The organism is Caulobacter sp. (assembly GCF_035254145.1).
Lineage (GTDB): Bacteria > Pseudomonadota > Alphaproteobacteria > Caulobacterales > Caulobacteraceae > Caulobacter.
In genome coordinates this window covers 1-26,573 of record NZ_DATFAV010000134.1, presented here as the reverse complement: position 1 = coordinate 26,573, position 26,573 = coordinate 1, and the positions used below count along the sequence as shown (strand labels likewise).

Genomic DNA, 26,573 nt, shown 5'->3' with positions numbered 1-26,573 from the left:
CCGGGACGGGCTCCGCCGATCCCCTCACCCTCCCACGCCCGCGGCGCGGGCCCCGCCCTCTCCCTATGGGAGAGGGAGTTTATGCCCGTACCCGCACGGGTATTGCCGTCCGGCCCGGCAGACGGCATAAGCCCTGACCTCGGGCCGTAAGGCCCAATGCCGGCGTAGCACAGCGGTAGTGCAGCGGTTTTGTAAACCGAAGGTCGGGAGTTCGATCCTCTCCGCCGGCACCAGTCTCCGATCTCAGGTTCAGTCGCGATGACCGCCACCCTCTTCATCGACGCCGACGCCTGCCCCGTGAAGGACGAGGCCTACAAGGTCGCCGCCCGCCACGGCTTCAAGACCTTCGTGGTGTCCAATAGCTGGATCCGCGTGCCCCAGACGCCGGTGATCGAGCAGATCGTGGTCGACGCGGGTCCGGACGTCGCCGACGACTGGATCGCCGAGCGCTGCGGGCCAGGCGACGTGGTGGTGACCAACGACATTCCCCTGGCCGACCGCGTCTTGAAGGCCGGCGGCGCGGCCGTCGCGCCGAATGGGCGCGTGTTCACGGCCGACATGATCGGTTCGGCCCTGGCCTCGCGCTCGATCGGCGAACACCTGCGCTCGATGGGCGAGGTCACCAAGGGCCCCGCCGCCTTCGCCAACGCCGACCGCTCGCGGTTCCTGCAGGCGCTGGACCAGCTGGTGGTCAAGGCCAAGCGGATCCCGCCGCGATGACGCTGGACATCACCTCCTGGCTGCGGATCGAAGAGGACGAACTGGTCTGGAAGGCCACGCGCGCGTCGGGCCCCGGCGGCCAGCACGTCAACAAGACGTCCACGGCGCTGGAGCTGCGCTTCGACGTGCGCAACTCCCCGTCCCTTCCCGAGGACGTCAAGGCGCGGCTGGAGAAGCTGGCCGGCAGCCGCCTGACCCAGGACGGCGTGCTGGTGCTGTTCTCGCAAGGCAGCCGCTCGCAGGAGATGAACCGCCAGGACGCCCGCGAGCGTCTGGCCGAGCTGATCCGTCGAGCCACCGAAAAGCCCAAGCCCCGCAAGGCCACCAAGCCGACCTATTCCAGCAAGCTCAAGCGGCTGGAAGGCAAGACCAAGCGTGGCACGGTCAAGTCCGGGCGCGGACGGGTGAAGTTCGACGACTGAGGGCCCGCGCCCTCATGCCGTCTCCGGCGGGACCGGCGTCGAGAACGCGATCACGTCCTGTTTCCAATCCGGTTCCGCTATCAGGCCGGACAGCATCTTCTGCAGGGCGCGGGTCATGGCGGCCTGCTCGTCCGTCGTCAGATTGGAGCAGACCTCGCGGTTCAGCGGACGGATCTCGGCGCGGATCTTTTCCAGCAGCGAGCGGCCGGCGTCGGTCAGGCGCACGACCACGATCCGGCGGTCGGTGGCCGAGGTCTCGCGCAAGACCAGCCCATCGGTGATCAGGCTGTCGATCGACCGCGTCAGCGTCGTTCGGTCGGTGGCCGACAGCTTGGCCAGTCGGGTCATCGACAGGTCGCCGAACCGTCGCAGCGAGATCATCGCCACCCACTTGGCGAAGGTCAGGCCGTGACGCGCCAGCAGATCGGCGGCCATCGCCCGGCGATGCTGCTCGGTCTGGTAAAGTAGATAACCGAGATAGCTCGGCAGCGGCAGCGCATGGTCGTCGACCATCTCGGCGCGCTCATTCCCCTCACGCATAATCGGTCCGCCCCCCAAAGCGGCGCTTTGTGTGTCATAAGGTTAACGGTCACGCAATCAGCGCGACCGTAACGGAAACGAAAAACCCCGCGAAAGGCTTCGCGGGGTCATATCATTCAATTTATGCGGGAATCGCACGCTCGAGCGGAGCAGCCGATGCTCAAGCTTCGAGGGCCGCCCGATTGCGGCTGCGGCCGCGGGTCAACCAGTCGTCGGGATAGGTCTCCCGGACGGTGATCGACTTGAACTGGGTGACCGGGATCCGGGCGTGGTCGCCGGGATTGAGGTCGCGCGAGACCGAATGGCCGGCGAACTCCTCGATGATGGTGATCACTTGGCTGCTGCCGGCGGCGTTTTCGATCAGGACCATGTTCATGGGATTGTCTCGGCGATCGTGCGTGAGGAATGAGGAAGGATCGATGGAGGCGAGAGCTCAGCCGAGGCTCGGCTGGACGCGCCTTTCCTTGACGCCCTTCAGGGCCCAGGCCTCGACCGCCTCGCTGGATGCGAAGCGTCGGAAGGCCCCCTGGCTGTGCTGCTCGCAGTACGAGCCGCGGGCGCTGGACTTGGGACGGCCGCAGAAGCCGAAGTCGTCGTTTTCGGGATGGCCGATCGGCCAGCGGCACGAATGGGCGCCCAGGCCCAGGATGCCCGAGGTCGGCAGCAGGTCTTCCTCGATCCGCTCGTAGGACGGCGCCGCTCGGGTCGCCTGGGTCTCGCGGGCGGGGCGTTGGCGCGAGGCCATCCGCGACGGGGCGCGGACCGAGGCGACGCGCTGGCGGATCGGGGTTTCGCGGACCGTGATGCCCAGGCGATGCACCTTGCCGATCACCGCGCTGCGGCTGACGCCGCCCAGTTGCCGCGCGACCTGGCTCGCGCTGAGACCCTCGAGCCAGAGCTTCTTGAGGGTCGCGGTGCGTTCTTCGCTCCAGTCCATGGTTTTGTTTCCCGCCCTGTCCCGGAGCCAGCCCGCTCCGTGAGGAAATGGGTAAGGTTTATGGTTAACGAGCGTCAAACGGTTATGTGCGGACCCACGGTTTGCGATTTCACTTTTTGCTCGGAGAATCACATAGATACCGCCAATTGTCGCAGGGTTCCCGGCTCGGTACCCTTGTTACGTGACAAGCCGGGGGCCCAGATTTTATAAGGACTTGGAATGCGTCGCGGCGTCGCAGAGCCTGCGGCGAAACGTCAGTCGGGAAACACCATGCGCACGTTGAAACTGGCCGCCGCGGCGGCCCTGGTCCTCGCCGTTTCCGCCTGTTCGAAGGACGGAGGCAGTTCCGGCGAGGCCCCTGCTTCGGCGCCGGCGGACGCCCCCGCCGCCGCCGCTCCGACCGACGCCGACAAGGCCGCGGCCCTGGCCGCCCTGCCCGCCCCCTACAACACCGGCGACCTGGCCAACGGCCAGAGCAAGTTCGCCCTGTGCCGCTCGTGCCATACGATCACCGAGGGCGGCCCGGACCTGACCGGCCCCAACCTCCACGGCGTGTTCGGCCGCAAGGTCGGCTCCAGGCCGGGCTACCCCTATTCCGACGTGGTCAAGGCCTCGAGCTTCACCTGGGACGCCGAGCACCTGGACAAGTGGCTGACCGATCCGCGCGGCTTCATGCCCGGCACCAAGATGACCTTCGCCGGCCTGAAGGATCCCAAGGACCGGATCGACCTCATCGCCTATCTGAAGGTCGAGACGGGCTACAAGCCGGCCCCCTAGACGTGCGCCCGGCCCCGCCAGACCTGCAGGCCCTTGTCGAGCGCCTCTACGACGCCAACCAGCGGCGCGACTACGAGGCGTTCCGGACCCTGGTCCATCCCCAGCTGGAATGGCCGGACGTCACGCGGGGCGGCATGCTGGAAGGGCCCGAGGCCGTCCGAGACTATTGGCGCTATAACGACAGCGTCATCCGCGTGGAGCTGACGCCGGTCTCGGTGTGGATCGACGACGAGGGCCGCGTCGTCGTCGACGCCAACCAGGTGGTCTGGAACCTGTCGGGCCGGCTGTGGTCGGACCTGTGCGTGCGGCATCGTTACACGCTCCGCGACGGCCTGTTCTGGCGCATGGATATCGCGCCCGAGACAGACGGTTCCGAGACAGACAGTTCCGAGACAGGCGCGCCCACAGGCCAATGACCGCCGACGAAGCCCGGATCGCGCCGCTCTACGCGGCGTTCAACGCTCAGGCCTTCGACCGCGTGGCGGCGATGCTGGCGCCCGACGTCGCCTGGCCGGACGAGGCCGAGGGCGTCCCCCTGCGCGGCCGCGAGGCGGTGGCCGACTATCTCGCCCGGATCGCCACGTCCCTGCGCGTGCGTTACGAGCCGATCAGCCTGCACACCGACGAGCACGGCGCCGTCGCGGTGCTCTGCCGTCAGGTCGTCGACAGCGCGACGGACGGCTCGCCCTGGTCGAGCACTCGCGTGCTGCACCGCTATGTCTTCCGCGACGGCCTGGTCGAGCGGCTGTCGACCGAGCAGGATCATCGCGACACCCGCTTTGCCGGGATCGACGCCCTGCTGGAGCGCGTCCACGCCGCGATCAACGCCGGCGACCTTGAGGCCATCGTGGCCTGCTACGCTCCCAACGCCCGCTTCTTCGACACTTTCGAGGAAGGCGTCGTGCAAGGCGCCGAGGGCCTGCGCGCCCACTTCCGCCACCTATTGGAGACGGTCCGGCTGGAAATCGCCATCCTCGACTACGCGCTCGAGCCCGACGACAGCGTGCGGGCGCGGCTGCAGGTGACGACCCGCGGCGCCGACGGCGGCCTCTGGCAGGACGGCCTGGTCACGGTCTGGTACCGGCTGGAATACGGCCTGATCGTCGACCAGGACATCGACGACAGCGGCGTCTAGGCCAGCAGGTCCGCGCAGGCGTCCAGCACGGCGTCGGCGTCCAGGCGGTATTTGCGATAGAGGTCCGGCAGATCGCCCGACTGGCCAAACGCCTCCAGGCCCAGGGCCCGCACCCGCTGTCCCCGCACCGACCCCAGCCAAGACAGGGCCAGCGGCGCGCCGTCGGTCAGGGTGACGAGGCCGGCGTCGCGGTCCAGCGGGGCCAGCAGGGTCTCGATGGTCGAGGCGCCCGGGACGCCCTGCCCCGTCCAGCGCGCGCGACCCGAAGTCGTCCAGTCCCGGTGCAGCACGTCGGCCGAGGTGACGGCCAGCAGGCCCGCCTCGGGCATGTCTTCGGACAGCGCCTGGAACGCCGCCAGGGCCTCGGGCGCCAGGGCCCCGCTATAGACGATGGCCAGTTTCGCGCCTGGCCCCGGGGCCTTCAGCCAATAGGCGCCGTCGACCACGCCCTGGCGCCAGGCGTCGTCCACTCGCTCGGGCTGGGCGATCACCCGCGTCGACAGCCGCAGATAGGTCGAGCCGCCGTCCGCCGCCTGGATACGGTCGAAGGCGTGGGCCATCAGCACCGCGGTCTCGTCGGCGAAGGCCGGCTCGTAGGTGTCCAGGCCCGGCTGGGCCATGCCGATGACTGGCGCGTTGATCGACTGGTGCGCGCCGCCCTCCGGCGCCAGCGTCAGGCCTGAAGGCGTGGCGACCAGCAGGAAGCGGGCGTCCTGGTAGCAGGCGTAGTTCAGGGCATCGAGCCCGCGGGCGATGAAGGGATCATAGAGGGTTCCGACCGGAAACAGGCGCTCGCCGAACAACGGGGCGGTCAGGCCCAGGGCCGCCAGGGCGATGAACAGGTTGTTCTCGGCGATGCCCAGCTCGACGTGCTGGCCGGTCTCGGCCTTGGCCCAGACCTGGGCCGAGGGGATGCGGCGGCGCTTGAAGACGTCCTCGTGGGCGCGGCGGTGGAACACACCTCGCCGGTTCACGAAGCCGCCCAGGTTCGTCGACACCGTCACGTCCGGCGAGGTGGTCACCACGCGGCCGGCGAACTCGTCCTTCCGCGCGGCGATCTCGAACATCACCTTGCCGAAAGCGGCCTGGGTCGACTGCTCGTCGCCGCCGGCCCCCTTGGCGTCGACGGCGGCCAGCAGCTCGTCGGCGGCGGGGGTTGGAACGGCCGGGGCGATGTGCTCGCGCTCGACCTCGGCGGCGAAGGGCGCGCGAGCGACCAAGCCCTTCAGCGCCGTGCGCTCGGCGGCCGACAGGCCCGACAGCGGATCCCACTCCTCGCCCTCGACGACGCCGAGGCGCGCGCGCAACTCGGCGATCTGGGAGGGCGTCATCAGGCCGGCGTGGTTGTCCTTGTGCCCCTGGAACGGCAGGCGCAGGCCCTTGACCGTATAGGCGATGAAGAAGCGCGGCGCGTCGTCCTGGCTGGCTCGCTCGAACGCCTCCAGCAGCGTCTCCAGGCAGTGGCCGCCCAGCTCGGTCATCAGCTCGGCCAGGTCGGGGTCCTTGTAGCCGGCGATCAGGGCCAGGGCGTCGGCGTCGCCCGTCAGGTCGGCGTTCAAGCGCTCGCGCCAGGCCGCGCCGCCCTGGTAGGTCAGGGCCGAATAGAGGTCGTTGGGCGCGGTCTCGATCCACTCGCGCAGCCGCTCGCCGCCCGGCTTGGCGAAGGCCTCGCGCTGGCGCCTGGACCACTTCAGCGTCTCGACCGTCCAGCCGGCGGCCTCGAAGATCTCGCCATAGCGCGTAAACATCCGGTCCTGGGTCGTGGCGTCCAGGCTCTGGCGGTTGTAGTCGACGATCCACCAGGTGTTGCGGATGTCGTGCTTGCAGGCCTCGATCAGGGCTTCGTAGATATTGCCCTCGTCCAGCTCGGCGTCGCCCAGCAGCGAGATCATCCGGCCCATCTTCTCCGGCTTCACCGCGCCGCGCGCGGCCAGGTAGTCCTGGGCCAGCGAGGCGAAGGCGGTCATCGCCACGCCCAGCCCGACCGACCCCGTCGAGAAGTCGACGTCGTCGACGTCCTTGGTGCGCGAGGGATAGGACTGCGCCCCGCCCAGCGCCCGGAAGCGCTGGAGGTTCTCCAGGCTCTGGCGGCCGAACAGATGCTGGATAGCGTGGAAGACGGGGCTGGCGTGCGGCTTGACCGCCACCCGGTCCTGCGGCCGCAGCGCCTTCATGTAGAGGGCCGTCATGATCGTGGCGATCGAGGCGCTGGAGGCCTGGTGGCCGCCGACCTTCAGCCCGTCACGGCTTTCCCGGATATGGTTGGCGTTGTGGATGGTCCACGCCGCCAGCCAGAGAATCCGTTCCTCGAGACGGCGCAGCAGAGCTATTTCCTGCCGCTTGGCCGTCAGAGAGCCGTCAGCCATGCTTCCTCACCTGCTTTAAGCCGGCAAGGTTTCCCCCTCGCCGCCCTTTTCCCGGGCTTCATACTCTTCGATCTGCCGGGCCGTCCACTCCGGCGACTTCGTGAAGCGCGCCAGGAGGTCATAGAAGATCGGCACGATGAACAGCGTCAGCAAGGTGGCGAAGATCGCGCCGGTGAAGATCACCGCCCCGATCGTCTTGCGGCTGCCCGCGCCCGCCCCCGCCCACAGCATCAGCGGCAAGGCGCCCATGGCCGCAGCGATCGAGGTCATGATGATCGGGCGCAGACGCAGGGCCGCCGCCTCGATCACCGCCTCGCGCACGGTCAGCCCCTCGTCGCGCAGCTGGTTGGCGAACTCGACGATCAGGATGCCGTTCTTGGTGGCGATGCCCACGAGGATGATCAGGCCGATCTGGCTGTAGGTGTTGATGGTCGACCCCATGATCAGCAGGCCAAACAGCCCGCCCAGCGCCGCCAGCGGCACGGTCAGCATGATCACCGCCGGGTGGATCCAGCTTTCGAACTGCGCGGCCAGCACCAAGAACACCAGCAGCAGGGCCAGGCCGAAGGCGATGGCGATGCCGCCCGAGCCTTCCAGATAGTCCTTGGCCTGGCCGCCCCACTTGATGCTGACGCCGGGCACCGGGCGCTCGTCGGCCTGGGCCTTGAAGAAGCTGACCGCGTCCTCGACCGTGTATCCAGGGTTCAGCTGGGTGGTCAGGGTGACCGAGCGCAGGCGATCCACGCGCGGCCGGTCGGGCGTGTCGCCTCGCAGCTGGGTGGTGACCACGGTCGACAGCGGCACCAGCGCGCCCGAACTGGCCCGGACGTTCAGCCGGTTCAGGTCCGCGATGCTGCGGCGCTGGTCCAGGTTGGTCTGCAGGATGACGTCGTATTCCTGGCCGTTCTTGATGTAGGTCGTCGCCTTGCGGGAACCGAACATCGTCTCCAGCGCCCGGCCGATCGACTGGGCCGAGACGCCGAGGCTGGCGGCCTTGTCCAGGTCGATCTGCACCGACAGGCGCGGCGCGGTCGGCTCGTAATCCAGGCGCGGACGGGCCAGGCCCGGATTGTCCTGCGCCGCCGTCAGGATCGGCTTCAGCCACTCGGCCAACTGGACGTAGTCGTTGCCGACGGCGATCAGGTCGACATTGGTGCCGCCGCCACCGCCGCCACCGCCGCCCCGCTGGAACGGACCGCGCACGCTGGCCACGGCCCGCACGCTGGTGATCTTGCCGAGATCCTTGTTCAGCTCGGCCGCGACCTGGTCGGCGGTCTTCTTGCGCTCGCCCCACGGCCGCATGACGACGACGCCGTTGCCACTGTTGAACGAATTGCCGCCGAAGCGCGGGATGGTCAGGATCGTCCGTTCCGAGACGCCTTCGGTCCGGTACTTCTCGAGCGTCTTTTCGATCCGCCGACCGACCGAGGCGGTATAGTCATACCCCGCGCCCTCGGGCGCCGAGATCGAGACATCGACCCGGCCGCGGTCCTCGGGCGGCACTAGTTCCTTGGGCAGGGCCGTGAATAGCAGGGCCGCGAAGGCCGCCAGGATCACCACCAGGCCGCCGGCCAGGGCCGCCGACCAGCCGCCGAGGATCCCCTCCAGCGAGGCGCGATACGAGTTCCGCAGCGCGTCCATCGCCCGGTCCACGCGGCGGGCCAGCCAGCCTTCGCCATGCGCCGGCTTCAGCAGCTTGGAGGCCATCATCGGCGACAGCGAAAGCGCCAGCAGGGCCGAGAAGCCCACCGCCGCGGCGATGGCCACGGCCAGCTCGACGAACAGGCGGCCGATATAGCCGGGCAGGAACATCAGCGGCGCGAACACCGAGATCAGCACGATGGTCGTGGCGACCACGGCGAAGAACACCTGGCGAGTGCCGCGCTCGGCGGCGACCAGGGCCGGTTCGCCATCGTCGACCCGGCGCTGGATGTTCTCGACCACGACGATGGCGTCGTCGACGACCAGGCCGACGGCCAGCACCAGGGCCAGCAGGGTCAGCAGGTTCAGCGAGAAGCCCAGCGGCGCCAGGATGATGAAGGTCGACAGGATGCAGATCGGCGCCACGACCGATGGGATCAGGGCCGATCGCCAGCTGCCCAGGAACACCAGATTGACCAGCACCACCAGGCCGATGGACATGCCCATGGTGATCCAGACCTCGTGGATCGCCTCGGCGGTGAACACCGAGTTGTCGACGGCCACCACCATCTTGGTGCCCGGCGGCAGGGTCAGGTTGATCGCGTCCACTTCCTTGCGGACGGCCTGGGAGATGGCCACGTCGTTGGCCTGCGACTGGCGGGTCAGACCGATGCCGACCTGATCGATGCCGTTGCCCCGGAACATGCGGCGGCGCTCGTCGGCCCCCTCCTCGATCCGGGCGACATCGCCCAGGCGCAGCACGAAGCCACTGGCGTCGGCGGCCCGCAGCGGCAGGCGCGCGAAGTCCTCCGGCTTGGCGTAGGAGCGCGCCACGCGAATGGTGAAGTCCTTCGCCGAGCTTTCCAGCGAGCCGGCCGGCAGCTCCAGGTTCTGGGCGTTCAGGGCGCTTTCGACGTCGTCGACCGTGATCCCGCGGGCGGCCATCTCGTTGGCGTCCAGCCAGATCCTCATGGCGTAGATCTTTGCGCCGAACAGGTTGGCCTGGGCGACACCGTCGATCGTCGACATCCGCTCGACCAGGTAGCGGTCGGCGTAGTCGGCCAGTTGCAGCGGGTCCAACGTGGTCGAGGTCAGGTTCAGGATGATGATCGGCGCGGAGTCGGCGTTGGCCTTGGCGATCTGTGGCGGGTCGGCCTGGTCCGGCAGGTTGCTGGTCACCCGGCTGACGGCGTCGCGCACGTCATTGGCCGCCGCGTCGAGGTCGCGGTCGAGGTTGAAGGTGATGGTGATCTGCGAACGACCGTCGCGCGAGGAGCTGTTGACCCGGTCGATGCCCTGGATACCGGCGACCTGGCGTTCGATCACCTGGGTGATGCGCTCCTCGATGACCTCGGCGGAGGCGCCGCGATAGGTGGTCGAGACCGACACCACGGGCGGATCGACGCTGGGCAGCTCGCGGATCGGCAGCGACGAGAACGCCGCCAGGCCGATGACGCAGAGGATGATCGCCGCGACGGCGGCGAAGACGGGACGACGGACGGAGAGATCGGACAGCATCAGCCGGCCTTGCGGGCTTCACCGCCCTTTTGGCCATCAGGCTTCTTGCCGCCGCCGATCGCGGCGCCGTCCTGGACGCGGTTAAGGCCGTCGCCGACGATCTTGTCGCCGGGCTTCAGGCCCGAGCGGATTTCGACGAAGCCGTCCTGGATGATGCCTGTGTCGACATCGGTGCGGCGGGCGACCATGCCCTTGGGGCCCTTGGCGACGCGGTAGACCGAGGCCTGGGTTCCCTCGAATTGGACGGCGGCCTCGGGCACGGCGACGGCGGTGCGCACGCCCTGGTCGATGGCGACCTTGACCAACATGCCCGGCTTCAGTCGGCCGCTGGCGTTGGGGAACTCGGCCCGGGCCTTGATGGCGCGCGTGGCCGGGTCGATGCGGGTGTCGATCTGGGCGATGCGGCCCTGGAAGGTCTCGCCCGGCAGGGCGTCCGGCCGCGCGGCGATCGGCAGGCCGACGCGCAGGGTCGAAAGGTAGCGATCGGGCACCGAGAAATCGACGCGGATCACCGAGACGTCGTCCAGGCTGACGATCGCCGTGCCGGGGCTGATCAGCGTGCCCGGAGCGACGTCCGAAATGCCCACCCGTCCCGAGAACGGCGCGCGGATCACTCGGTCCAGCTTCTGGGCCTGGACCGAGCCGACCGCCGCCTTGGCCGTCTCGTAGGCGGCCAGATACTGCTCCGCCGTGGCGCGTGGCGCGATGCCCTTGTCGGCCAGGGTCTTCCAGCGCTGATAATCGCGCTCGGCCTGGGCCAGGCGCGCCTTGGCCTCAGCGATGCCGGCGTTCTCCTGGTCGGCCTTCAGTTCGACCAGAACCTGGCCGCGCGACACCGTCTCACCATCGGTGAAGTGGACGGCGGTGATCATTTCGGCGGTGTTGGAGGTGATGGTCACCGACTGGCGGCCCTTGGCCGCGCCCAGCACCTCGATGCGATCCGTGAACGGACGCTGCCCGACCACCAGTTGCGCCACATTGGTCGCCCGGCCGCCGCCGCCCGCGTTCTGCTTGTCCTTGTTGGCGAAGGCCAGCTTCAGGCCGCCGACAACCAGCATGAGAACGACGGCGACGAGCGCCACCACGAGAAAGAAGTGCCTGCGGATCAACGAACGGCTCCGGGCGCCGCGAACGGCGAAGTTTAGAAGTGCGGCGAGATATGACCGCAGCCTAAAGCGGCGTCCAGTGACAGGCGGATGACTGACTGTTGCAGTGCTGAAACAAGCTACAGACGACGCCATACGGCGAGCACGACGCCGCGATCGCGAGCGGTCTCGCGGCCCGAGACCGTGTCGCGCCATCCCCCCTGCACGCTCCAGTCGCCGAACGCGCGGACGACCGAGATCTCGGACTTGATCCAGCGCGCGTCGACATCGGCGCGATCGGCCTGGCCGGCGTAGGTCTGGGCCAGCAGCAGCCAGGCTTTGGCGGGCCTGAGCCCCAAGGTCGCATCGATGCGGGTCTCGTTGGCCAGGCCCTGCCGCTTCAGCCGCGCCGCCTGCAGGTCGACGAACACCTGGCGTCCCCGCCAGACGCCCGAGCGGCCGTAAAGAACCCGCGCCTCCAGGTCGAGACTACCGCGACCCGGCGCGGCGTAACCGGCGTTGCGCCCGACGCCCGCCTCGCCGGCGCCCAGATAAAGAGCAAGGGCTGAGCGCGGATCGCGCCGCACGGTCCAGCGAATCCCCGCCTCCACCGGCCCGCGACCGGAATAGGCCGCCCACCGATCGTGTCCGCGAGTCGCTCCCGCCTTGCCTTGCAAGGTCAGCCGCGGGGTCAGGCCATGCTCGACGAACACCGACAGCGTCTCGTCACGGCGAGGCGCGATGTCGACCACGGCGCCCTCCGGATCGTAGCCTCGGTCGGCCGTGGTGCGCTCGTATTTGGCGATCAGTTGGGTGCGGTCGGGCTCGATGGGCCAGGCGCCGGCGCGCGCCTTCGCTGTGTCCAGGCACGAAAAGGCCGCCGCGACCACGAGGATCGCGGCGGCCCTGAAAGCCGACGGAGCAGGTTTTACTCGGCGTAGCCGGGCAGTTCGCGGTCCAGCTTGCGCAGGCAGCCGGGCCAGGCCAGCCCGCCAATCAATCCCATGCCCATGCCGGTCTGACGACGCACTTCCTCCTGGGCCGCCTCGGGCGCCAGAAGGACGTTGTCGCGTCCGATCGACAGAGCCATCACTTGCTGCGCGCACGCCCGCTCCAGGAAGAACATCCCCAACCAGCACTCGGCCGCGGTGGCGCCCACGGACAGAGTCCCGTGGTTGCGCAGCATCATCAGCTTCTTGTCGCCCAGGTCGGCCACCAGCCGCTCCCGCTCGTCCAAGTTGAGAGCAATGCCTTCATAGTCGTGATAGGCGAGCTGAGGCAAGACGATCAATGAATGCTGGGTCAGCGGCAGCAGGCCGTCCCGGTGCGCCGCCACCGCCACGCCCTGGTCGGAGTGCAGGTGCATGACGAAGTGGGCGTCCTCCCGCGCGGCATGGATGGCCGAGTGGATCGTGAAGCCCGCCGGATTGATATAGTACGGCGTCTTGTCGACGATGTTTCCGTCCAGATCGACCTTCACCAGGCACGAGGCGGTCATCTCGCCGAAGAACATGCCGTACGGATTGATCAGGAAATGATGTTCCGGTCCCGGGATGCGGGCCGAGATGTGGGTGAAGATCATGTCGTCCCAGCCGTGCAGGGCGACCAGGCGGTAAAGCGCCGCCAGATCCACGCGCGCCTGCCACTCGGCGTCGCTGACCTTGCCCTTCAGGGATGTAATCGGCAGTGAGCCGTCGGCCATGGGAGCCTCCCGTAAGTTATCGTTGTTGAGTTGAGCGTCGCGCCGGGCCGCGGGGCCGTCAAGAGGGGGACTTGCGCGCGGCCGCGCGCTGAAGTTGATGGGCGCCGATGACCGCCCCCGCCTTCCGCTCATGACTCTGGCCCGCTCGTGACCCTGGCCCGCTCGACCGCCTCGCGCTTCGCCAGGATCGCGCTCGGCCACCTGACCCGGGAGTTTCCGAACCATCCGGACCATGTGATGGCCGGGCCGGAGGATGTCCGCTCGCCCCGCGCGCTGCACCCGATCTTCTTCGGCAGCTTCGACTGGCATTCGTGCGTGCACGGCTATTGGCTCTTGGCGACCCTGCTGCGCCTGCGTCCGGAGATGCCGGAAGCCGAGACGATCATCGCCCTGTTCGACGACGCCTTCACCGAGGCTAAGGTCGCCGGCGAGCTGGCCTACCTCGCCCGACCCGAGAGCCGGGGCTTCGAACGTCCCTATGGATGGGCCTGGAATCTCATGCTGCAGGCCGAACTGCTGCGCCACGATCGAGCCTGGGCGGCTATTCACGCGCCGCTGGCGCGGGCCTTCGCCGAACGGTTCGAGGCCTTCCTGCCGGTCGCCGACTATCCGGTGCGGGCGGGAACCCATACGAACACGGCCTTCGCCCTGGTCCTGGCCAGCGAGTACGCCGACATGGCGGACCTGCCGGCCTTCCGCCAGATGCTGCAGAACCGGGCCCTGGTCTGGTACGGCCAGGACGCCGCCTGCCCGGCGTGGGAGCCGTCCGGCGACGACTTCCTCTCCCCCGCCCTGATCGAGGCCGAGGCCATGCGCCGCCTGCTCCCGCGCGAGCGCTTTGGCCTGTGGTTCCCTCGCTTCCTTCCCGACTTGGCGGACAAGCGGCCGGCGACCTTGTTCGCCCCGGCGCGGGTCAGCGACCGCACGGACGGCAAGATCGTGCATCTGGACGGGCTGAACCTGTCGCGCGCCTGGTGCTGGCGGACCCTGGCCAGCGCCATGTCCGAGGCCGATCCGGCCAAGCCGCACGCGATCACCGCCGCGCTGAACCACCTGGCGGCGGCGATCCCCCACGTCTCGGGCGACTATATGGGCGAGCACTGGCTTGCGACCTTCGCCCTGCTGGCTCTGGAAAACGGATGACCCGGCCAGCGCCCTGACATTGCGCCCGAACAAGGTCGCGCGCGATGCGATGTGGGATCTTGATTCGCGCGCCGTGGGGGCGTGGGCGACGGGAGATCACATGGCTCAGACGCGATCGGAGATCCGCGCGGACGTTCACCGCTATCTCGTCGTCAGCGCCGCCGCGTTCGCGTTCGGCCTGACCCTCGGCTTTCTGGTGATGCGGGGTCTGGGCTAGGTCCCAGCCCGGACGCATTGGGACTGGCGAGGTCAGTCCCCCCGGTCGCCCTTCATCAGCCGCGCCTTGTCGCGCTGCCAGTCGCGGGCGGCCTCGGTTTCGCGTTTGTCGTGGGTCTTCTTGCCCTTGGCCAGGCCGATCTCGAGCTTGGCCAGGCCCTTGTCGTTCCAATAGAGCTTCAGCGGGATCATTGTCCGGCCTTCGCGCTGCACGGCGCCGATCAGCTTGTCGATCTGCCTGCGATGCAGCAGCAGCTTCCGATGCCGGCGCGGCTCGTGGTTGAAACGGTTGGCGTGGCCGTAGGGCGGGATGTCGGCGTTGATCAGCTTGATCTCGCGCCCTTCGACCGAGGCGTAGGATTCGGCGATGTTGGCCCGGCCGACGCGCAGCGACTTCACCTCCGTGCCGGTCAGCATGATGCCGGCCTCGAAGGTCTCTTCGATGAAGTAGTCGTACCGGGCGCGCCGGTTTTCCGCGATCGGCTTGACCATTATTCGAGACCGGCCTCGCGCATCGCGTCCAGGATCGTGGGACGCACGGCCTGCGCGCACGGCGCGATCGGCAGGCGGACGTCTTCCGAGCACAGGCCCAGGTGCGACAGCGCGAACTTGGTCGGGGCCGGCGAGGAATCCAGGAACAGGGCCTTGTGCAGGCGCACCAGGCGATCCTGCCAATAGAGGCCCTTGTCCCAGTCCTTCTGCAGGCAGGCGTTCATGAAGGCCGCGCAGGCGTCGGGCGCGACGTTCGAGGTGACCGAGATCACCCCGTGGCCGCCATGGGCCATGTAGCCCAGGGCCGTGGGATCGTCGCCCGACAGCAGCACCCAGTCGTCGCCGCACATCAGGCGCTGGACGCTGATGCGGGTCAGGTCCCCGGTGGCGTCCTTGATGCCGACGATGTTGGGCAGCTTGGACAGGCGCGCCAGGGTCTCGTTGGAGATGTCGACGCCCGTGCGGCCCGGCACGTTGTAGACGAAAACCGGCAGTTGGACGGCGTTGTTGATCGCCTCGTAGTGGCGATAGAGGCCTTCCTGGCTGGGCCGATTGTAATAGGGCGTGACGACCAGGGCGGCGTCGGCGCCGACGGTCTTGGCGTGACGGACCAGCATGATGGCCTCGTCGGTCGAGTTGCTGCCCGCGCCGGCGATCACCGGCACGCGGCCGGCGGCGGTCTTCACGCACAGTTCGACGACCCGCATGTGCTCTTCGTGCGACAGGGTCGAGGTCTCGCCGGTCGTGCCGACGGGCACCAGGCCATGGACGCCGCCCGCGATCTGACGCTCGACCAGGGCCACGAAAGCTTTCTCGTCGACCTCCCCGTCCTTGAACGGGGTGACGAGGGCCGGAATGACGCCCTTGAACGGGGAATGGACCATGACTTGCAAATTGCCGTGAGAATGGCGCCGCATCGGTTGCGGCAGGACGATGGTGGCGGACAATATGTCCCTGCCCCGCCGTCCCGCAACCGGTGCGTCGAGGCTGGAGCGGTTTGATGGGAGGCGGCCGTCGGGTCAAGTCCCGCCAACCCTCCTTTAAACATAATCCGGCCTGATCGTGTTTCGGGCGCGGACTTGCGATTCGAGGACGGCCCTCTCGCCGGCGCGCGTTCGGCCAGCGGAAGGACCGGGAGCTCCCGCTCGGGGAGCTGATTAAGGAGTGCGTTTTGGCTTCAGTGTTGCGCCGCGTCATGCTCGGGGGAGCCTGCATCATCGCGATCTGCGGCGTCGCCGACGCCCAAACGGCCGCGCCTGACCTGGCGTCGTCGCCGGCCGCCGCGACCTCCGTTTCCGACACCGACTCCTCGACCCTGCAGACCGCCCTGTCGGCCGCCAAGCGCGGCGACGTCTCGGGCGCGCGGGCGGCCATGGCCGGCCTGAGCGATCCGGTGGCCCGCAAGATCGCCCTCTGGGCTCTAGTCGACAGCAACGCCGAGGCGCTCAGCTTCTACGACCTGGATTCGGCGCGACGCGACCTGGCCGGCTGGCCGCGCGGCGCTCGCCGAGACGCGGCGACCGAGCGGGCCCTGTCGACCTCGGGCCTGGATCCGGCGCGGATCATCGCCTGGTTCGGCGGCGCCCAGCCGGCCACGGCCGACGGCGCCATGGCGCTGGCCAGCGCCTATCAGGCCATCGGCCGGCAGCAGGAGGCGACGGACCTGATCCGCCGCACCTTCCGCGACAAGGTGTTCGAGGCCGACGCCCAGCGCGCCATGATCGCCCGCTTCGGGTCGATGCTGACGCCCGACGACTACAATCGCCGCGCCGACATCCTCCTTTACGGCCAACAGGGCCCGGCGGCGCGCGACATCGTGGCCCTCCTGTCGGAAACCCAGCAGGCCGCCGCCCGCGTGCGAATGGCCTATCGCCAGAGCGCCTCCAACGCCAACGACCTCTACAACGGCCTGACGCCGGATTTGCAGGCTTCGCCGGGCGTCGTTTTCGAACGCGCCGCCTATCTGCGCCGCAAGGGCATGGAGACCCTGGCCCTGCCGATGGTCGTCAACTTCCCGGCCCCGCCGACCGAGGAAGCCTCGACCGCGATCTGGAAGGAACGCAAGCAACTGGTCGTCGCCGCGCTCAAGGCCGGCGACAGCGCCGGCGCCTACGCCGCGGCCGACAACACCCAGGCGTTGGGGCCGGCTGACATCGCCGAGTCGGAATTCTACGCCGGCTGGATCGCCCTCACCCGCCTCAAGAACGCAGATCTGGCCGCCGCCCACTTCGCCCAGATCGCCGCGGTCGGCGCTTCGCCGATCACCAAGGGCCGGGCCCTCTACTGGCAGGGTCGCGCGGCCGAGGCCCAGGGCGACCCCATCGCGGCCCAGGCCTTCTACGCCGAGGGCGCGCGTTACATCACCACGTTCTACGGCCAGCTTTCGGCGGAAAGAGCGGGCTACAAGGAGCTGCGCCTCGATCCGGATCCGGTCATCACCCCGGCCGACCGCGCCCGCTTCTATGGCCGCGAGCAGGTGCGCGCCGCGCGGATCCTGGCCGACATCGGCGCCCGGGATCAGTTCCGCAGCCTGGTGCTCTATATCGACGACACCTTGCCGAACGCCCAGGAGAGCGCCCTTCTGGTCGACCTGGCCCGCGGCTATGGCGACCAGGACCTGGCCATGCGCGCCGTGCGCACCGCCGCCCAGCGGGGCTTCATCCTGGCCGAGCGCGGCTACCCGCTGCTCGACCATCATTTCACGCCAGGACCAGGCGCGGCCGAGACGGCGTTCGTCTATTCGATCTCGCGTCAGGAAAGCAATTTCGACCCCGAGGCGCGGTCGGGCGTCGGCGCGCGCGGCATGATGCAGCTGATGCCGGCCACCGCTTCCCTGGTCGCCCGCAAGCTGGGCGAGGCCCACTCGGTCGATCGTCTCACGGACGCCTCCTACAACATGCGCCTGGGCTCGGTTTACCTGGGCCAGATGGTCAACAGCTTCAGCGGCTCGTACGTCATGGCCGCGGCCGCCTATAACGCCGGTCCTGGGCGGCCGGCTCAGTGGGCGGGCCTTTGCGGCGACCCGCGCGGCGCGAGCACCGACCCGCTCGACTTCATCGAGTGCATTCCGTTCTCGGAGACCCGCAACTACGTGATGCGGACCCTGGAGACGACCATGGTCTATCGCGCCCGCCTGAACGGCGGCGTCGCGCCCCTCACCCTGTCCGGCGACCTCAAGCGCGGCGGCTACGCCTATAGCGCCGCGATGGCCTCAGCGGAGATGGCGGCCACGGCGCAGCCTTAGGACGATCGACGTTCAAGGCGGTTGGCTCGATAATTCGCCTTCCTGGGCCCTGTGCCCAGGACCCATGCCGGCGGCAGGCTGCGATTGAGAAGCGAGCCGTGGCTGAACGGCCCGGAGCTCTGGTCAAACTCGGCGACTTCGGAACGATGGGTCCTGGGCACAGGGCCCAGGAAGGCAGAAATTTTGTACTGCCTTAAATGTCGATCCGTCGTAGGGGCTGGAAGGTAGGTCCGCGACCGTAAAAACACCTCGTCATCCCAAAGCCTCTGCGAGGCTTCCGGGATGACGAATGGTTCAGCTGAGAGCTTCCCTAAACCCGCCGCGCGGCCAGAACCAATCCGACCGGCGTCTCCACCAGCGCCCCATCCAGCCCGAACACCCGGGCGAGGATCTCTCGCGACAGCGCCTCGCGCGGCGGTCCTTCGGCGACCAACCGTCCCTGGAAGACCACCACGATCCGGTCGCAACTCCGCGCGGCCAGACCCAGGTCGTGCAGGGTGACGACCACCGCCACGCCGCCAGCCGCCTCGGCGCGCAACAGATCCAGTGTCAGCAGTTGGGCGTCAGGGTCGAGGCCCGCCACGGGCTCGTCGGCGACCAGCAGCGGCGCCCGCGTCGCCAGCAGCCGCGCCAGCAGCACCCGGGCCCGCTCGCCGCCGGACATGTCCAGCACTCCGCGCTCGGCCAGATCGCCGGCCCCGACCCGCGTCAGGCAGGCCCGCGCCAGGACATCGGCCTCGGCTTCGGGAAGGTCGCTCGCGCCCAGGGCGGCGACCATCCGTGCCGGCAGGTTCCAGGCCGCCCGACGCTCCTGCGGCAGGTAGCCCACCCGCTGGGCGCGCTCGTGCGGCTTCAGTTCCCCGACCGCGCGCTCGGAAAGCCGCGCCGAGCCCGCCTGGACCGGCAGCAAGCCAAGACCCGCGCGCAACAGGCTCGTCTTGCCCGCGCCGTTCGGGCCGACGATGCCGACCAGCTCGCCCGTCGCGACCGACAGGCTGGCCGCCTCCAGCACCGTCTTGCGGCCCTGTCGGGCGCTCAGCCCCTCCAGCGTCCAGACCGCGCTCATGAGCGCCAACTCCGCGCCGCGCGCCAGGCCAGCAGGGCGAAGGCCGGGGCGCCGAACAGCGCCGTGACCACGCCTAGCTTCAGCTCCTGCTCGGTCGGGATCAGGCGCGCGGCGAGATCGGCGACCACCAGCAGCAACGCGCCGGCCAGGGCCGAGGGCCATAGGATCCGCTTGGGATCGTCGCGCACCAGCGCCCGCACCAGATGCGGCGCGGCCAGGCCGACGAAGCCGATCACGCCCGCCGCCGCCACCGCCGCGCCGGTCAGCAGGGCCGAGCCGGCCACCGCATAGACCCGCAGCCGCGCCATCGGCAGGGCCGACATCCGCGCGGCCTCCTCGCCCAGGGTCAGCATCCGCAAGCCCTGCCCGGCGCGGACGCAGAGGGCCGCGCCGATCGCCATCGGAACCAGGGCGCGCACGGCGTCCAGGGCGTCGCGGTTCTGCACCGAGCCCATCAGCCAGGCCAGAATCTCGGCCGTCGCGACCGGCGAGGGCGAGAGGTTGAAGACCAGCGCCGTCAGCGCCCCGCCGAAGGCCGACAAGGCCACGCCGAACAGGATCAGCGCCTCCGGCTCGCGGAACCGCGCGGCCAGGGCCACGACCAGGGCACCGGCGACGAGGGCTCCAACGAGGGCGGAAAGCTCGATCGCGCCCGGCAGCACGGCCAGGCCGGCGGAAATGGCCAGGGCCGCGCCAAGGCCCGAGACCGCCGAAACGCCCAGCACGCCGGGATCGGCCAGCGGATTGCGCAGCAGGCCCTGCATGGTCGCGCCGGCCAGGCCGAGGGCCGCGCCGACCAGGGCGGCGACGGCCACCCGCGGCGCGCGGATCGTCCACAGCACCTCTCCGGGAGGCGAGCCGGGATGGGTCATCGCCTGTACGTACTGGCTCCACGCCAACGGGGTCTCCCCAAGCGACACCGCCAGGATCGCCACGCCCGCCAGGACCAGCAACATCAGCAGGCAAAGTCGGAGGAGGCTCATCGCGCGGCCTCGGCGAGCATCCGGCTGCCGTCGGCGGCGAACCAGCCCGGACAGCCGACCACCGACGCGGGCAGCGAGGCCGCCGTACGGGTCGCGACGACCCTGCGAAGGGCGGCGTGGCGGCCCGGTCCCCAGCGGTCAGAGCCGGCGCGGGCCATGTCGAACAGGCCAAGCACCACGGCCGCCGGCGGCCGCATCACCATCGCCTCCAGCGAGACCGGCGAGAAGTATGGGTTCGTCGCGGCGTTGGAGTAGCCGGCCGCTTTCAGCAGGGAATCGATCAGCGTGCCCGGTCCCGCCGTATAGCCGCCCGGCGTCAGATAGAGCGCCGGCCGCCCCTTCCCCGCCCCCTTCCCCGCCTGGGCCGCTCGGGCCAGTTGGGCGTCCATGCGCGCGACGATCGCCTCGCCCTCCGCCCGGCGATCCAGAGCGGCGGCCACCTTGCGGACGTTGGCGCGAACCCCGTCGAAGTCGGCGGCGTCGTCGAGGGTGACGGTGGAAACGCCCTTCTTCTCCAGGGCCCGCGAAAGCCGCGCGTCGCCGCCCCAGAGGCGCACGACCACCTGCGGGCGCGCGGCCACCAGGCTCTCGAAGGTCGCCCGCCGCAACGGCAGGCCAGCCGCCGAGGCGCGCATGTAGCTGTCGCGGGAGACCGCCCGATGCGAGAGGCCGACGATGCTGTCGCGCGGCGCCAGGGCCAGCACGTACTGGTCGGCGCAGGAATCCAGCGACATCACGCGCGGCGCCGCGACGGCCAGAACCGGCGCGAACGCCAGCGCCGCCGCAAGGACGCCCAAGACCTTGGCGGCGCTCATCAGATCAGTCCGTGACCAGGCCGTGCAGCAAGCCGTCCAGCATCACCTTCATCAACCCCTCGGACGAGGACCAGCCCCGCGAGGGCTTGGTGATCAGCAGCGAGACCAGGCCATGGCAGCCGGCCCACAGCACCTCGGCCGCCTCGACCGCCGAGCCCGAGCGCAGGCGGCCCTGGGCGGCGATCTGGTGCACCGGCTCGCTGAACTTCTCGAAGCACCGGTCACCGAGCGCCAGCAGATCGGAAATCTTGTCCTGCGAGATGTGCTCGCCCGTGCTGCAGAACACCAGCTGGTAGGTGTTGGGGTTCTCCAGGGCGAACTTCATGTACGCCTCTAGCATCAGGCGGACGCGCGCCACGGGATCGACCGGCTGGGACGCGATCTGGGTGTTGAGAGCCAGCAGACGCTCGATGGCGTCGTTGCTGATCTCCATCAGGATCTGGTCCTTGTCGCGGAAGTGCATGTAGAGCGCCGTCGACGACACCCCCACCGCGTCGGCGATCTTGCGGATCGTCGCGCCTGAATAGCCTTCGGCGATGAAGATCTTCTCCGCGGCCTCCAGGATTTCGCCTCGGCGCAAGTGCCCGTCGCCTTTCGGCTTTCGGGCGGACTTGTGAGGCTTCTTCAGAACGACCGTCACGGATTTGGCTTCCCCTGGCTTTCCCCACCCCACACTAAACGGGAATCACTCAGCCGTCGCAAGAACGTGCGTGGTGGGAGCGTTTTGGCGTCGCGCGCGCGAAGCCGCGTCGCAAAACGCGTGTTTTTCCATTTGACAGCTTTTGGTTGTGGTCCCGTTATTCGCGCCGTTGGGGCGTTGGGCGTTCAGGGGCTTCCATGGCGCGTGAAGAAGGACGGCTGGACCTTGCGTCCATGCCGATGGGCGGACCTGCGCCTGCGGAGCAACTGGCAGGCGCGCCATCGCGCGAACGCGACGGGGCCCACCAGACCCTGTCCAGCGCCCAGGCCGTCTCTATCGCGCTCTTCGGATTGCTGGCGGCGGTCACCTTCGCCGTGGATCCGGGCGACGCCTTCACGGTCGTCCACCACCTGTTCTTCGGCGTCTTCCTGCTGGGCGGGCTTACGCGCCTGGCCGCCGCGTGCACGCCGCTTCCGCTGGTGGCGTCCGCGCCGCTCGCCGAATGGGACCTGCCGAGCTACACGATTATCGCCCCGCTCTATCGCGAGGCCGAGGTCGTGGCCGAACTGGTCGAGAACCTGGCCGCGCTCGACTATCCCCGCGACCGGCTGCAGGCCCTGATCGTGCTGGAGGCCGACGACGAGGTCACCAAGGCCGCCGTGCGCGCCATCGCCCTGCCCGTCTTCGTCCAGGTGCTGATCGCTCCGCCAGGAACGCCCAAGACCAAGCCGCGCGCCTGCAACCACGCCCTGGACCGGGCGCGGGGCGAGCTGGTGGTGATCTACGACGCCGAGGACATGCCCGACCCTGGCCAACTGCGCGAGGCGGCGGCCCGCTTCGCCGCGTCCGATCCGCGCCTCGCCTGCCTGCAGGCGCCGCTGCGGATCGAGGATCCGGGCTTTTCCCTCTTCCTGCCCTCGCAGTTCCGGCTTGAGTACGCCGCCCATTTCGAGGTCCTGCTGCCGGCCCTGTCGCGGTGGGGTCTGGCCTTTCCGCTGGGCGGCACTAGCAATCACTTCAAGTCATCGGCCCTGCGCGAGGTGGGCGGCTGGGATCCCTACAACGTCACCGAGGACGCCGACGTCGGCTTTCGCCTCGCCGCGGCCGGCTATCGCCTGGGCGTGATCGGCCGGCCGACCTGGGAGACCGCCCCGACCACGGCCGAGCAATGGCTCCCGCAGCGCGCCCGCTGGATCAAGGGCCACATGCAGACCCTGGCGGTGCACGCGCGCGGTCCGGTTCCGCGCCAGCCGCGCAACGCGGTGGCCCTGGTCCTGACCCTGGCCCAATCGGTCGCCTCCTCGCACCTGCACGGGCCGGTGATGCTGGCGGCCATCGCCGCGGCGACGGTCGACTACCTGCCCGACGGCGCCTTCAGCATCCCGGCCTGGGACCTGGTTCTCTACATGCTGGGCTGGAGTTCCGCCGCGATCGCCGGCGCGCGCGGCGTGCTGCGGGCTGGCGGCCAGCCAAGGCTGCTGCACCTGTTCGGCATGGTCGGCTACTGGCTGCTGCAAAGCGTCGCCGCCACCAAGGCGCTGCACCAGTTCGTCACCGACCCGCACCGTTGGGACAAGACCCTGCACGCGCCGCGCTCTGGACGGGTCAGGCTGTAAACAGGTATGGGCGGGCGATGGCTCCGAAGATCGCCCCCGCCCCCATCGTCATGCGCACCACCGGCTGGGCGGACTACGCCCTGCTGGACAGTGGCCATGGCAAGAAGCTGGAGCGCTACGGCCGCTACACCGTGGTGCGCCCCGAGCCGCAGTGCTTCTGGGCGCCGCGCCTGCCGGCCAAGGTCTGGGAAGCCGCCGACGCCGTCTTCGATCCCACCGACGAGGACGAGGCTGGCCGCTGGCGCTTCAAGGGCAAGCCGATCGAGAAGTTCGACCTGGCCTGGGGACAGGCCAAGTTCCATGGCCAGTTCACCCCGTTCCGGCACCTGGCCTTCTTCCCCGAACAAGCGGCCAACTGGGCCTGGCAGGACGAGCGCGTGCGGGCCTACGCCAAGGGATCAGGTCCACAGCCCAAGATCCTGAATCTGTTCGGCTATACGGGCGTGGCCTCGCTGGTCTGCGCCGCCGCCGGCGCGGCCGTCACCCACGTCGACGCCTCCAAGAAGTCGGTCGGCTTCGCCCGCGAGAACGCCGCCTTCTCGGGACTGGCCGACAAGCCGATCCGCTGGATCGTCGAGGACGCCCGCAAGTTCGTGGCTCGCGAGGTCCGGCGCGGCAATCGCTATGACGGCATCATCCTGGATCCGCCAAAGTTTGGGCGCGGCGCCGACGGCGAGGTCTGGCGCCTGTTCGAGGACCTGGCCGCCCTGACCAAGGACTGCGCCGAACTGCTCAGCGACGACGCCTCGTTCCTCCTGATGAACGCCTATGCCGCCCGGGTTTCGGGCGCGGCGATGTCGGGCCTGCTGGCCCAGGAACTGGAAGGCCGCGGCGGCGTCATCGACTGGGGCGAGCTTTCGCTGGTCGAGGAAAAGGGCGACCGCCAGATCGGACTGTCGTTCTTCGCGCGCTGGTCCGCCCAAGAAGAGACGGGTGAAGGCTGAGGGACATGAGCACCAAGACCGTCACCTCCCTGACCAACGCCACCGTCAAGGCCGTCCGCGCCCTGCACATGCGCAAGGAGCGCGAGGAGAGCGGCCTGTTCCTGGCCGAGGGCCTGAAGATCGTCATCGAGGCGATCGACTGCGGTCACGCGCCCAAGATCGTCATGTACGGCCCCGACGCCGCCGACCATCCGATGCTGAAGAAGGCCGTCGCCGCGTGCCTGAAGACGGGCGGCGAAGTCATTGAGGTCAATCGGGAAATCCTCGAGAAGGTCTCGCGCCGCGACAATCCCCAGGCCGTGGTCGCCGTCTTCCGCCAAGTGTTCACGCCGCTGTCGGCCATCGTACCGGAAAGCGCGCCATGCTGGGTGGCCATGCAGGCCGTCCGCGACCCAGGTAACCTCGGCACGGTGATCCGCACCGCCGACGCGGCCGGCTGCGGCGGGGTGATCCTGGTGGGCGACTGCGTCGATCCCTATTCGGTCGAGGGCGTGCGCGCGACCATGGGCTCGATCTTCGCGGTCAAGATCGCCAAGGCCACCATCCCCGAGTTCCTGGCCTGGCGCGCGACCTGGCCGGGCAGCGTGGTCGGCACCCTGCTGACCGCCACGGTCGACCACAAGTCCGCCGACTATGTGAAGCCCTCGCTGATCCTGATGGGCAACGAACAGCAGGGCCTGCCGCCGGAATTGGCGGCGGCCTGCGACGTGAATGTGAAGATCCCGATGCGTGGCCGGGCCGACAGCCTGAACCTGTCGGTGGCCACGGGGATCATGATCTATACGGTGACGGGGTAGAGCGCTCCAATCCTCCCCCTAGCTCGGGAGGTGTCGACGCGTAGCGACGACGGAGGGGGAAGAGGCAAGGTCTGCAAAACTTCCCCCTCCGGCGCTTCGCGCCACCTCCCCCGCTAGGGGGGGGATTTTGTGATCCCGTCCCTCAAGTCCCGCGCGGCTTGGCCCGCGTCACCGGCGCGGCGTTCGCCGGATCATCCGGCCAGACGTGGCGGGGATACCGCCCCTTCATCTCGACCTTCACCTCGCGCCACGAGCCCTTCCAGAAGCCGGGCAGGTCCTTGGTGATCTGGATCGGCCGGTGGGCTGGCGACAGCAGGGCGAGCGTCAGCGGGACCTTGCCGCCGGCGACGCTGGGATGTTCGGCGAGGCCGTACAGCTCCCCGACCCGCACCTCGACGCGAGGACCGCCTTCCGCGGCGTAGTCGATGGCGAAGGTGTTGCCCGTCGGGGCCTCGAAGCGGGCCGGCAGCAGCGCGTCCATCTTCCGCTGCAGGTCCCACGGGACCAGGGTCTTCAGGGCGTCGTGCAGCGTCCCCTCGTCCAGGCTGGACAGCGAGGCGCGGCCAGGCAGCAGCGGCTCCAGCCACTCGCCCATCCGGTCGACCAGGGCGGCCTCGGAGAGATCGGGCCATTGGTCGCCATCGACCGAGCGCAGGAAGGCCACGCGGTCGAGAAACGCCTTGCCCCGGTCGCCCAGCCGCAGGCCCGAGAGCCCCTCGGCGCGCACCTGGTCCATCAGGGCGGCGGCGATCATGGCCGGGTCGGGATTCTCGACCAGCCGCTCTTCCAGCACCAGCTTGCCCAGGCGCAGCAGACGCTTGGCGCGCACCTTGCCACCGAAGGTCTCCAGGCGGTCCTCCGCCACCAGGCGGTCGGCGAAGGCCTCGCGCAGGTCGGCTTCATCCACGGCGGCGGCCAGCAGGATGCGGTCGCGGCTCTCGCCGCCGCCCAGCTCGCCGACGGCCAGCCAAGCCTCGCGAGCCAGCGGATCGGTGGGCTCCAGATAGACGCCGCGCCCGCCGGCCAGCTGGAACTCACCCAGCTTGCCGCGCGCCTTGGCGACGCGTTCTGGATAGGCCTCGGCCAGCATCAGGCCGGTCTCCATCGCGCGCGCGCCGGAGCGCCGCTTGCCGGCCGCGCGGGTCCAGCGCTCGACCAGGGCCATGGCGTCGCGGGCGCGGGGCGAGCGGTCGCGGTGCAGGTTTTCCAGCCGCCGTCGCAGATCCACGTCCCTGCCGCCCAGTCCTTGCTCGGTCAGCACGGCGGCGATCTCGGCGGCCTCGCGGGCCTGGCCCGAGGCGGCGGCGCGCACGACCATGTGGGCCAGGCGCGGCGGCAGCGGCATCTCGGCCAGGGCCTTGCCGTGGGCGGTCAGGTCGCCCTGCCCGTCCAGCGCCTGGATGCGGGTGAGCAAGGTCCGCGCCTCGGCGAAGGCCGCGGCCGGCGGCGGGTCCAGGAACGTGAGGCTCGAAGGATCGCGCGCGCCCCAGCGGGCGAGATCCAGCGCCAGGCGCGAAAGGTCGGCCTCCAGGATCTCGGGCCGCGCGAAGGCGGGCAACGACCGGGTCTCCGGCTCGTCCCACAGGCGATAGCAGACGCCCGGCTCGGTCCGGCCGGCGCGGCCCCGTCGCTGGTCGGCGGCGGCGCGGCTGACCCGCACCGTCTCCAGCCGGGTGATGCCCGAGGCCGGATCATAGCGCGGCACGCGCGCCAGGCCCGCGTCGATGACCACCCGCACGCCCTCGATGGTCAGGCTGGTCTCGGCGATCGAGGT

At 69.5% G+C, this 26,573-nt stretch carries 25 protein-coding genes and 1 tRNA gene; 11 read left to right on the top strand and 15 right to left on the bottom strand.

The genetic code is table 11. The annotated features are described in order from the left end of the window. Nucleotides 1-158 precede the first annotated feature (158 nt). The 3 genes from VJ655_RS08070 to arfB all read left to right on the top strand — a co-directional run bounded on the left by VJ655_RS08070 (nt 159) and on the right by arfB (nt 1,142). A tRNA-Thr gene (locus tag VJ655_RS08070) sits at nt 159-233 on the top strand. A 25-nt stretch (nt 234-258) separates the two neighbouring features. Continuing rightward, a complete protein-coding gene (locus tag VJ655_RS08065) occupies nt 259-720 on the top strand; it encodes a YaiI/YqxD family protein (protein WP_324110550.1) in 462 nt (153 codons plus the stop codon). After that, nucleotides 717-1,142 (top strand): alternative ribosome rescue aminoacyl-tRNA hydrolase ArfB, encoded by a 426-nt coding sequence (gene arfB, locus VJ655_RS08060; protein ID WP_324110549.1) that lies wholly within the window; start codon nt 717-719, stop codon nt 1,140-1,142. Before VJ655_RS08065 ends, arfB begins: the two co-directional genes overlap by 4 nt. A gap of 12 nt (nt 1,143-1,154) precedes the next feature. On the opposite strand, the gene VJ655_RS08055 is transcribed toward arfB, so the two are convergent. The 3 genes from VJ655_RS08055 to VJ655_RS08045 form a co-directional block, all read right to left on the bottom strand. Next, nucleotides 1,155-1,682 (bottom strand): MarR family transcriptional regulator, encoded by a 528-nt coding sequence (locus VJ655_RS08055; protein ID WP_324110548.1) that lies wholly within the window; start codon nt 1,680-1,682, stop codon nt 1,155-1,157. Nucleotides 1,683-1,842: 160 nt separating this feature from the next. Next, nucleotides 1,843-2,058 carry a hypothetical protein gene (locus VJ655_RS08050; protein ID WP_324110547.1) on the bottom strand — a complete coding sequence of 72 codons (216 nt, stop codon included), beginning with the start codon at nt 2,056-2,058 and terminating at the stop codon, nt 1,843-1,845. A 57-nt stretch (nt 2,059-2,115) separates the two neighbouring features. Beyond that, complete coding sequence (locus tag VJ655_RS08045) at nt 2,116-2,619, bottom strand: GcrA family cell cycle regulator (RefSeq protein WP_324110546.1); 504 nt, start codon at nt 2,617-2,619, stop codon at nt 2,116-2,118. Nucleotides 2,620-2,889: 270 nt separating this feature from the next. Between VJ655_RS08045 and VJ655_RS08040 the strand changes: the two genes are divergently transcribed. The 3 genes from VJ655_RS08040 to VJ655_RS08030 are packed head-to-tail and all read left to right on the top strand — an operon-like array spanning nt 2,890 to nt 4,531. Continuing rightward, nucleotides 2,890-3,396 carry a cytochrome c family protein gene (locus VJ655_RS08040; RefSeq protein WP_324110545.1) on the top strand — a complete coding sequence of 169 codons (507 nt, stop codon included), beginning with the start codon at nt 2,890-2,892 and terminating at the stop codon, nt 3,394-3,396. A 2-nt stretch (nt 3,397-3,398) separates the two neighbouring features. Beyond that, the gene (locus tag VJ655_RS08035; protein WP_324110544.1) at nt 3,399-3,812 is read left to right on the top strand and encodes a nuclear transport factor 2 family protein; all 414 of its coding nucleotides are present in this window, start codon (nt 3,399-3,401) and stop codon (nt 3,810-3,812) included. Beyond that, nucleotides 3,809-4,531: a nuclear transport factor 2 family protein gene (locus tag VJ655_RS08030; protein WP_324110543.1), complete on the top strand. Its 723-nt coding sequence runs from the start codon at nt 3,809-3,811 to the stop codon at nt 4,529-4,531. The genes VJ655_RS08035 and VJ655_RS08030 overlap by 4 nt, the downstream gene beginning before the upstream one ends. On the opposite strand, the gene VJ655_RS08025 is transcribed toward VJ655_RS08030, so the two are convergent. From VJ655_RS08025 to VJ655_RS08005, 5 genes are all read right to left on the bottom strand, one after another. Next, nucleotides 4,528-6,897 carry a transketolase gene (locus VJ655_RS08025; RefSeq protein WP_324110542.1) on the bottom strand — a complete coding sequence of 790 codons (2,370 nt, stop codon included), beginning with the start codon at nt 6,895-6,897 and terminating at the stop codon, nt 4,528-4,530. The two genes, VJ655_RS08030 and VJ655_RS08025, sit on opposite strands and share 4 nt — an antisense overlap. A 15-nt stretch (nt 6,898-6,912) precedes the next feature. Continuing rightward, nucleotides 6,913-10,056, bottom strand: coding sequence for an efflux RND transporter permease subunit (locus tag VJ655_RS08020; RefSeq protein ID WP_324110541.1), 3,144 nt, complete (start codon nt 10,054-10,056; stop codon nt 6,913-6,915). Then, nucleotides 10,056-11,165 carry an efflux RND transporter periplasmic adaptor subunit gene (locus VJ655_RS08015; protein WP_324110540.1) on the bottom strand — a complete coding sequence of 370 codons (1,110 nt, stop codon included), beginning with the start codon at nt 11,163-11,165 and terminating at the stop codon, nt 10,056-10,058. The genes VJ655_RS08020 and VJ655_RS08015 overlap by 1 nt, the downstream gene beginning before the upstream one ends. 116 nt (nt 11,166-11,281) lie before the next feature. After that, the gene (locus tag VJ655_RS08010) at nt 11,282-12,031 is read right to left on the bottom strand and encodes a hypothetical protein (protein WP_324110539.1); all 750 of its coding nucleotides are present in this window, start codon (nt 12,029-12,031) and stop codon (nt 11,282-11,284) included. Nucleotides 12,032-12,069: 38 nt separating this feature from the next. Then, nucleotides 12,070-12,843, bottom strand: a complete 774-nt coding sequence (locus tag VJ655_RS08005; RefSeq protein ID WP_324110538.1) for a class II aldolase/adducin family protein — start codon at nt 12,841-12,843, stop codon at nt 12,070-12,072. A gap of 147 nt (nt 12,844-12,990) precedes the next feature. On the opposite strand from VJ655_RS08005, the gene VJ655_RS08000 reads away from it, so the two are divergent. Then, nucleotides 12,991-13,986: a DUF2891 domain-containing protein gene (locus VJ655_RS08000; RefSeq protein ID WP_324110537.1), complete on the top strand. Its 996-nt coding sequence runs from the start codon at nt 12,991-12,993 to the stop codon at nt 13,984-13,986. A gap of 249 nt (nt 13,987-14,235) precedes the next feature. On the opposite strand, the gene smpB is transcribed toward VJ655_RS08000, so the two are convergent. Beyond that, the gene (gene smpB, locus VJ655_RS07990; RefSeq protein ID WP_324110535.1) at nt 14,236-14,694 is read right to left on the bottom strand and encodes an SsrA-binding protein SmpB; all 459 of its coding nucleotides are present in this window, start codon (nt 14,692-14,694) and stop codon (nt 14,236-14,238) included. Beyond that, nucleotides 14,694-15,578 carry a 4-hydroxy-tetrahydrodipicolinate synthase gene (gene dapA, locus VJ655_RS07985; protein ID WP_324110534.1) on the bottom strand — a complete coding sequence of 295 codons (885 nt, stop codon included), beginning with the start codon at nt 15,576-15,578 and terminating at the stop codon, nt 14,694-14,696. The genes smpB and dapA overlap by 1 nt, the downstream gene beginning before the upstream one ends. 287 nt (nt 15,579-15,865) lie before the next feature. Here dapA and VJ655_RS07980 point away from each other — a divergent pair, with 287 nt between their 5' ends. Then, complete coding sequence (locus tag VJ655_RS07980) at nt 15,866-17,938, top strand: lytic transglycosylase domain-containing protein (protein ID WP_324110533.1); 2,073 nt, start codon at nt 15,866-15,868, stop codon at nt 17,936-17,938. Between the two features lie 310 nt (nt 17,939-18,248). On the opposite strand, the gene VJ655_RS07975 is transcribed toward VJ655_RS07980, so the two are convergent. From VJ655_RS07975 to VJ655_RS07960, 4 genes are read right to left on the bottom strand one after another with little or no spacing between them, the layout of a single operon-like run. Further along, nucleotides 18,249-19,004 carry an ABC transporter ATP-binding protein gene (locus VJ655_RS07975; RefSeq protein WP_324110532.1) on the bottom strand — a complete coding sequence of 252 codons (756 nt, stop codon included), beginning with the start codon at nt 19,002-19,004 and terminating at the stop codon, nt 18,249-18,251. After that, a complete protein-coding gene (locus VJ655_RS07970; RefSeq protein WP_324110551.1) occupies nt 19,001-20,041 on the bottom strand; it encodes an iron ABC transporter permease in 1,041 nt (346 codons plus the stop codon). The genes VJ655_RS07975 and VJ655_RS07970 overlap by 4 nt, the downstream gene beginning before the upstream one ends. After that, on the bottom strand, nt 19,984-20,802 hold the full coding sequence (locus tag VJ655_RS07965) for an ABC transporter substrate-binding protein (protein ID WP_324110531.1): 819 nt from the start codon (nt 20,800-20,802) through the stop codon (nt 19,984-19,986). Before VJ655_RS07965 ends, VJ655_RS07970 begins: the two co-directional genes overlap by 58 nt. 4 nt (nt 20,803-20,806) lie before the next feature. Further along, on the bottom strand, nt 20,807-21,442 hold the full coding sequence (locus VJ655_RS07960; RefSeq protein WP_324110530.1) for a TetR/AcrR family transcriptional regulator: 636 nt from the start codon (nt 21,440-21,442) through the stop codon (nt 20,807-20,809). Nucleotides 21,443-21,639: 197 nt separating this feature from the next. Between VJ655_RS07960 and VJ655_RS07955 the strand changes: the two genes are divergently transcribed. Genes VJ655_RS07955 through VJ655_RS07945 form a run of 3 tightly spaced genes read left to right on the top strand, consistent with a single transcriptional unit; the run spans nt 21,640 to nt 24,799 of the window. Continuing rightward, on the top strand, nt 21,640-23,058 hold the full coding sequence (locus VJ655_RS07955) for a glycosyltransferase (RefSeq protein ID WP_324110529.1): 1,419 nt from the start codon (nt 21,640-21,642) through the stop codon (nt 23,056-23,058). 17 nt (nt 23,059-23,075) lie between these two features. Beyond that, complete coding sequence (locus VJ655_RS07950) at nt 23,076-24,002, top strand: class I SAM-dependent methyltransferase (RefSeq protein ID WP_324110528.1); 927 nt, start codon at nt 23,076-23,078, stop codon at nt 24,000-24,002. A 5-nt stretch (nt 24,003-24,007) separates the two neighbouring features. Beyond that, nucleotides 24,008-24,799 carry an RNA methyltransferase gene (locus VJ655_RS07945; RefSeq protein WP_324110527.1) on the top strand — a complete coding sequence of 264 codons (792 nt, stop codon included), beginning with the start codon at nt 24,008-24,010 and terminating at the stop codon, nt 24,797-24,799. A gap of 142 nt (nt 24,800-24,941) precedes the next feature. Here VJ655_RS07945 and hrpB read toward each other — a convergent pair. Then, the coding region (hrpB, locus tag VJ655_RS07935) for an ATP-dependent helicase HrpB (RefSeq protein ID WP_324110526.1) at nt 24,942-26,573 on the bottom strand (1,632 nt) is incomplete at its 5' end.

Excerpts from the sequence above, each read along its gene's own strand:
- VJ655_RS08025 (WP_324110542.1), bottom strand. The coding sequence starts at position 6,897 with ATGGCTGACGGCTCTCTGACGGCCAAGCGGCAGGAAATAGCTCTGCTG.
- VJ655_RS08020 (WP_324110541.1), bottom strand. The coding sequence starts at position 10,056 with ATGCTGTCCGATCTCTCCGTCCGTCGTCCCGTCTTCGCCGCCGTCGCG.
- VJ655_RS07955 (WP_324110529.1), top strand. The coding sequence starts at position 21,640 with ATGGCGCGTGAAGAAGGACGGCTGGACCTTGCGTCCATGCCGATGGGC.
- arfB (WP_324110549.1), top strand. The coding sequence starts at position 717 with ATGACGCTGGACATCACCTCCTGGCTGCGGATCGAAGAGGACGAACTG.
- VJ655_RS08065 (WP_324110550.1), top strand. The coding sequence starts at position 259 with ATGACCGCCACCCTCTTCATCGACGCCGACGCCTGCCCCGTGAAGGAC.
- VJ655_RS07950 (WP_324110528.1), top strand. The coding sequence starts at position 23,076 with ATGGCTCCGAAGATCGCCCCCGCCCCCATCGTCATGCGCACCACCGGC.
- VJ655_RS08030 (WP_324110543.1), top strand. The coding sequence starts at position 3,809 with ATGACCGCCGACGAAGCCCGGATCGCGCCGCTCTACGCGGCGTTCAAC.
- VJ655_RS07965 (WP_324110531.1), bottom strand. The coding sequence starts at position 20,802 with ATGAGCGCCGCCAAGGTCTTGGGCGTCCTTGCGGCGGCGCTGGCGTTC.
- VJ655_RS08055 (WP_324110548.1), bottom strand. The coding sequence starts at position 1,682 with ATGCGTGAGGGGAATGAGCGCGCCGAGATGGTCGACGACCATGCGCTG.
- VJ655_RS08050 (WP_324110547.1), bottom strand. The coding sequence starts at position 2,058 with ATGAACATGGTCCTGATCGAAAACGCCGCCGGCAGCAGCCAAGTGATC.
- dapA (WP_324110534.1), bottom strand. The coding sequence starts at position 15,578 with ATGGTCCATTCCCCGTTCAAGGGCGTCATTCCGGCCCTCGTCACCCCG.
- VJ655_RS08040 (WP_324110545.1), top strand. The coding sequence starts at position 2,890 with ATGCGCACGTTGAAACTGGCCGCCGCGGCGGCCCTGGTCCTCGCCGTT.
- VJ655_RS07945 (WP_324110527.1), top strand. The coding sequence starts at position 24,008 with ATGAGCACCAAGACCGTCACCTCCCTGACCAACGCCACCGTCAAGGCC.
- VJ655_RS07975 (WP_324110532.1), bottom strand. The coding sequence starts at position 19,004 with ATGAGCGCGGTCTGGACGCTGGAGGGGCTGAGCGCCCGACAGGGCCGC.
- VJ655_RS08005 (WP_324110538.1), bottom strand. The coding sequence starts at position 12,843 with ATGGCCGACGGCTCACTGCCGATTACATCCCTGAAGGGCAAGGTCAGC.
- VJ655_RS08045 (WP_324110546.1), bottom strand. The coding sequence starts at position 2,619 with ATGGACTGGAGCGAAGAACGCACCGCGACCCTCAAGAAGCTCTGGCTC.
- smpB (WP_324110535.1), bottom strand. The coding sequence starts at position 14,694 with ATGGTCAAGCCGATCGCGGAAAACCGGCGCGCCCGGTACGACTACTTC.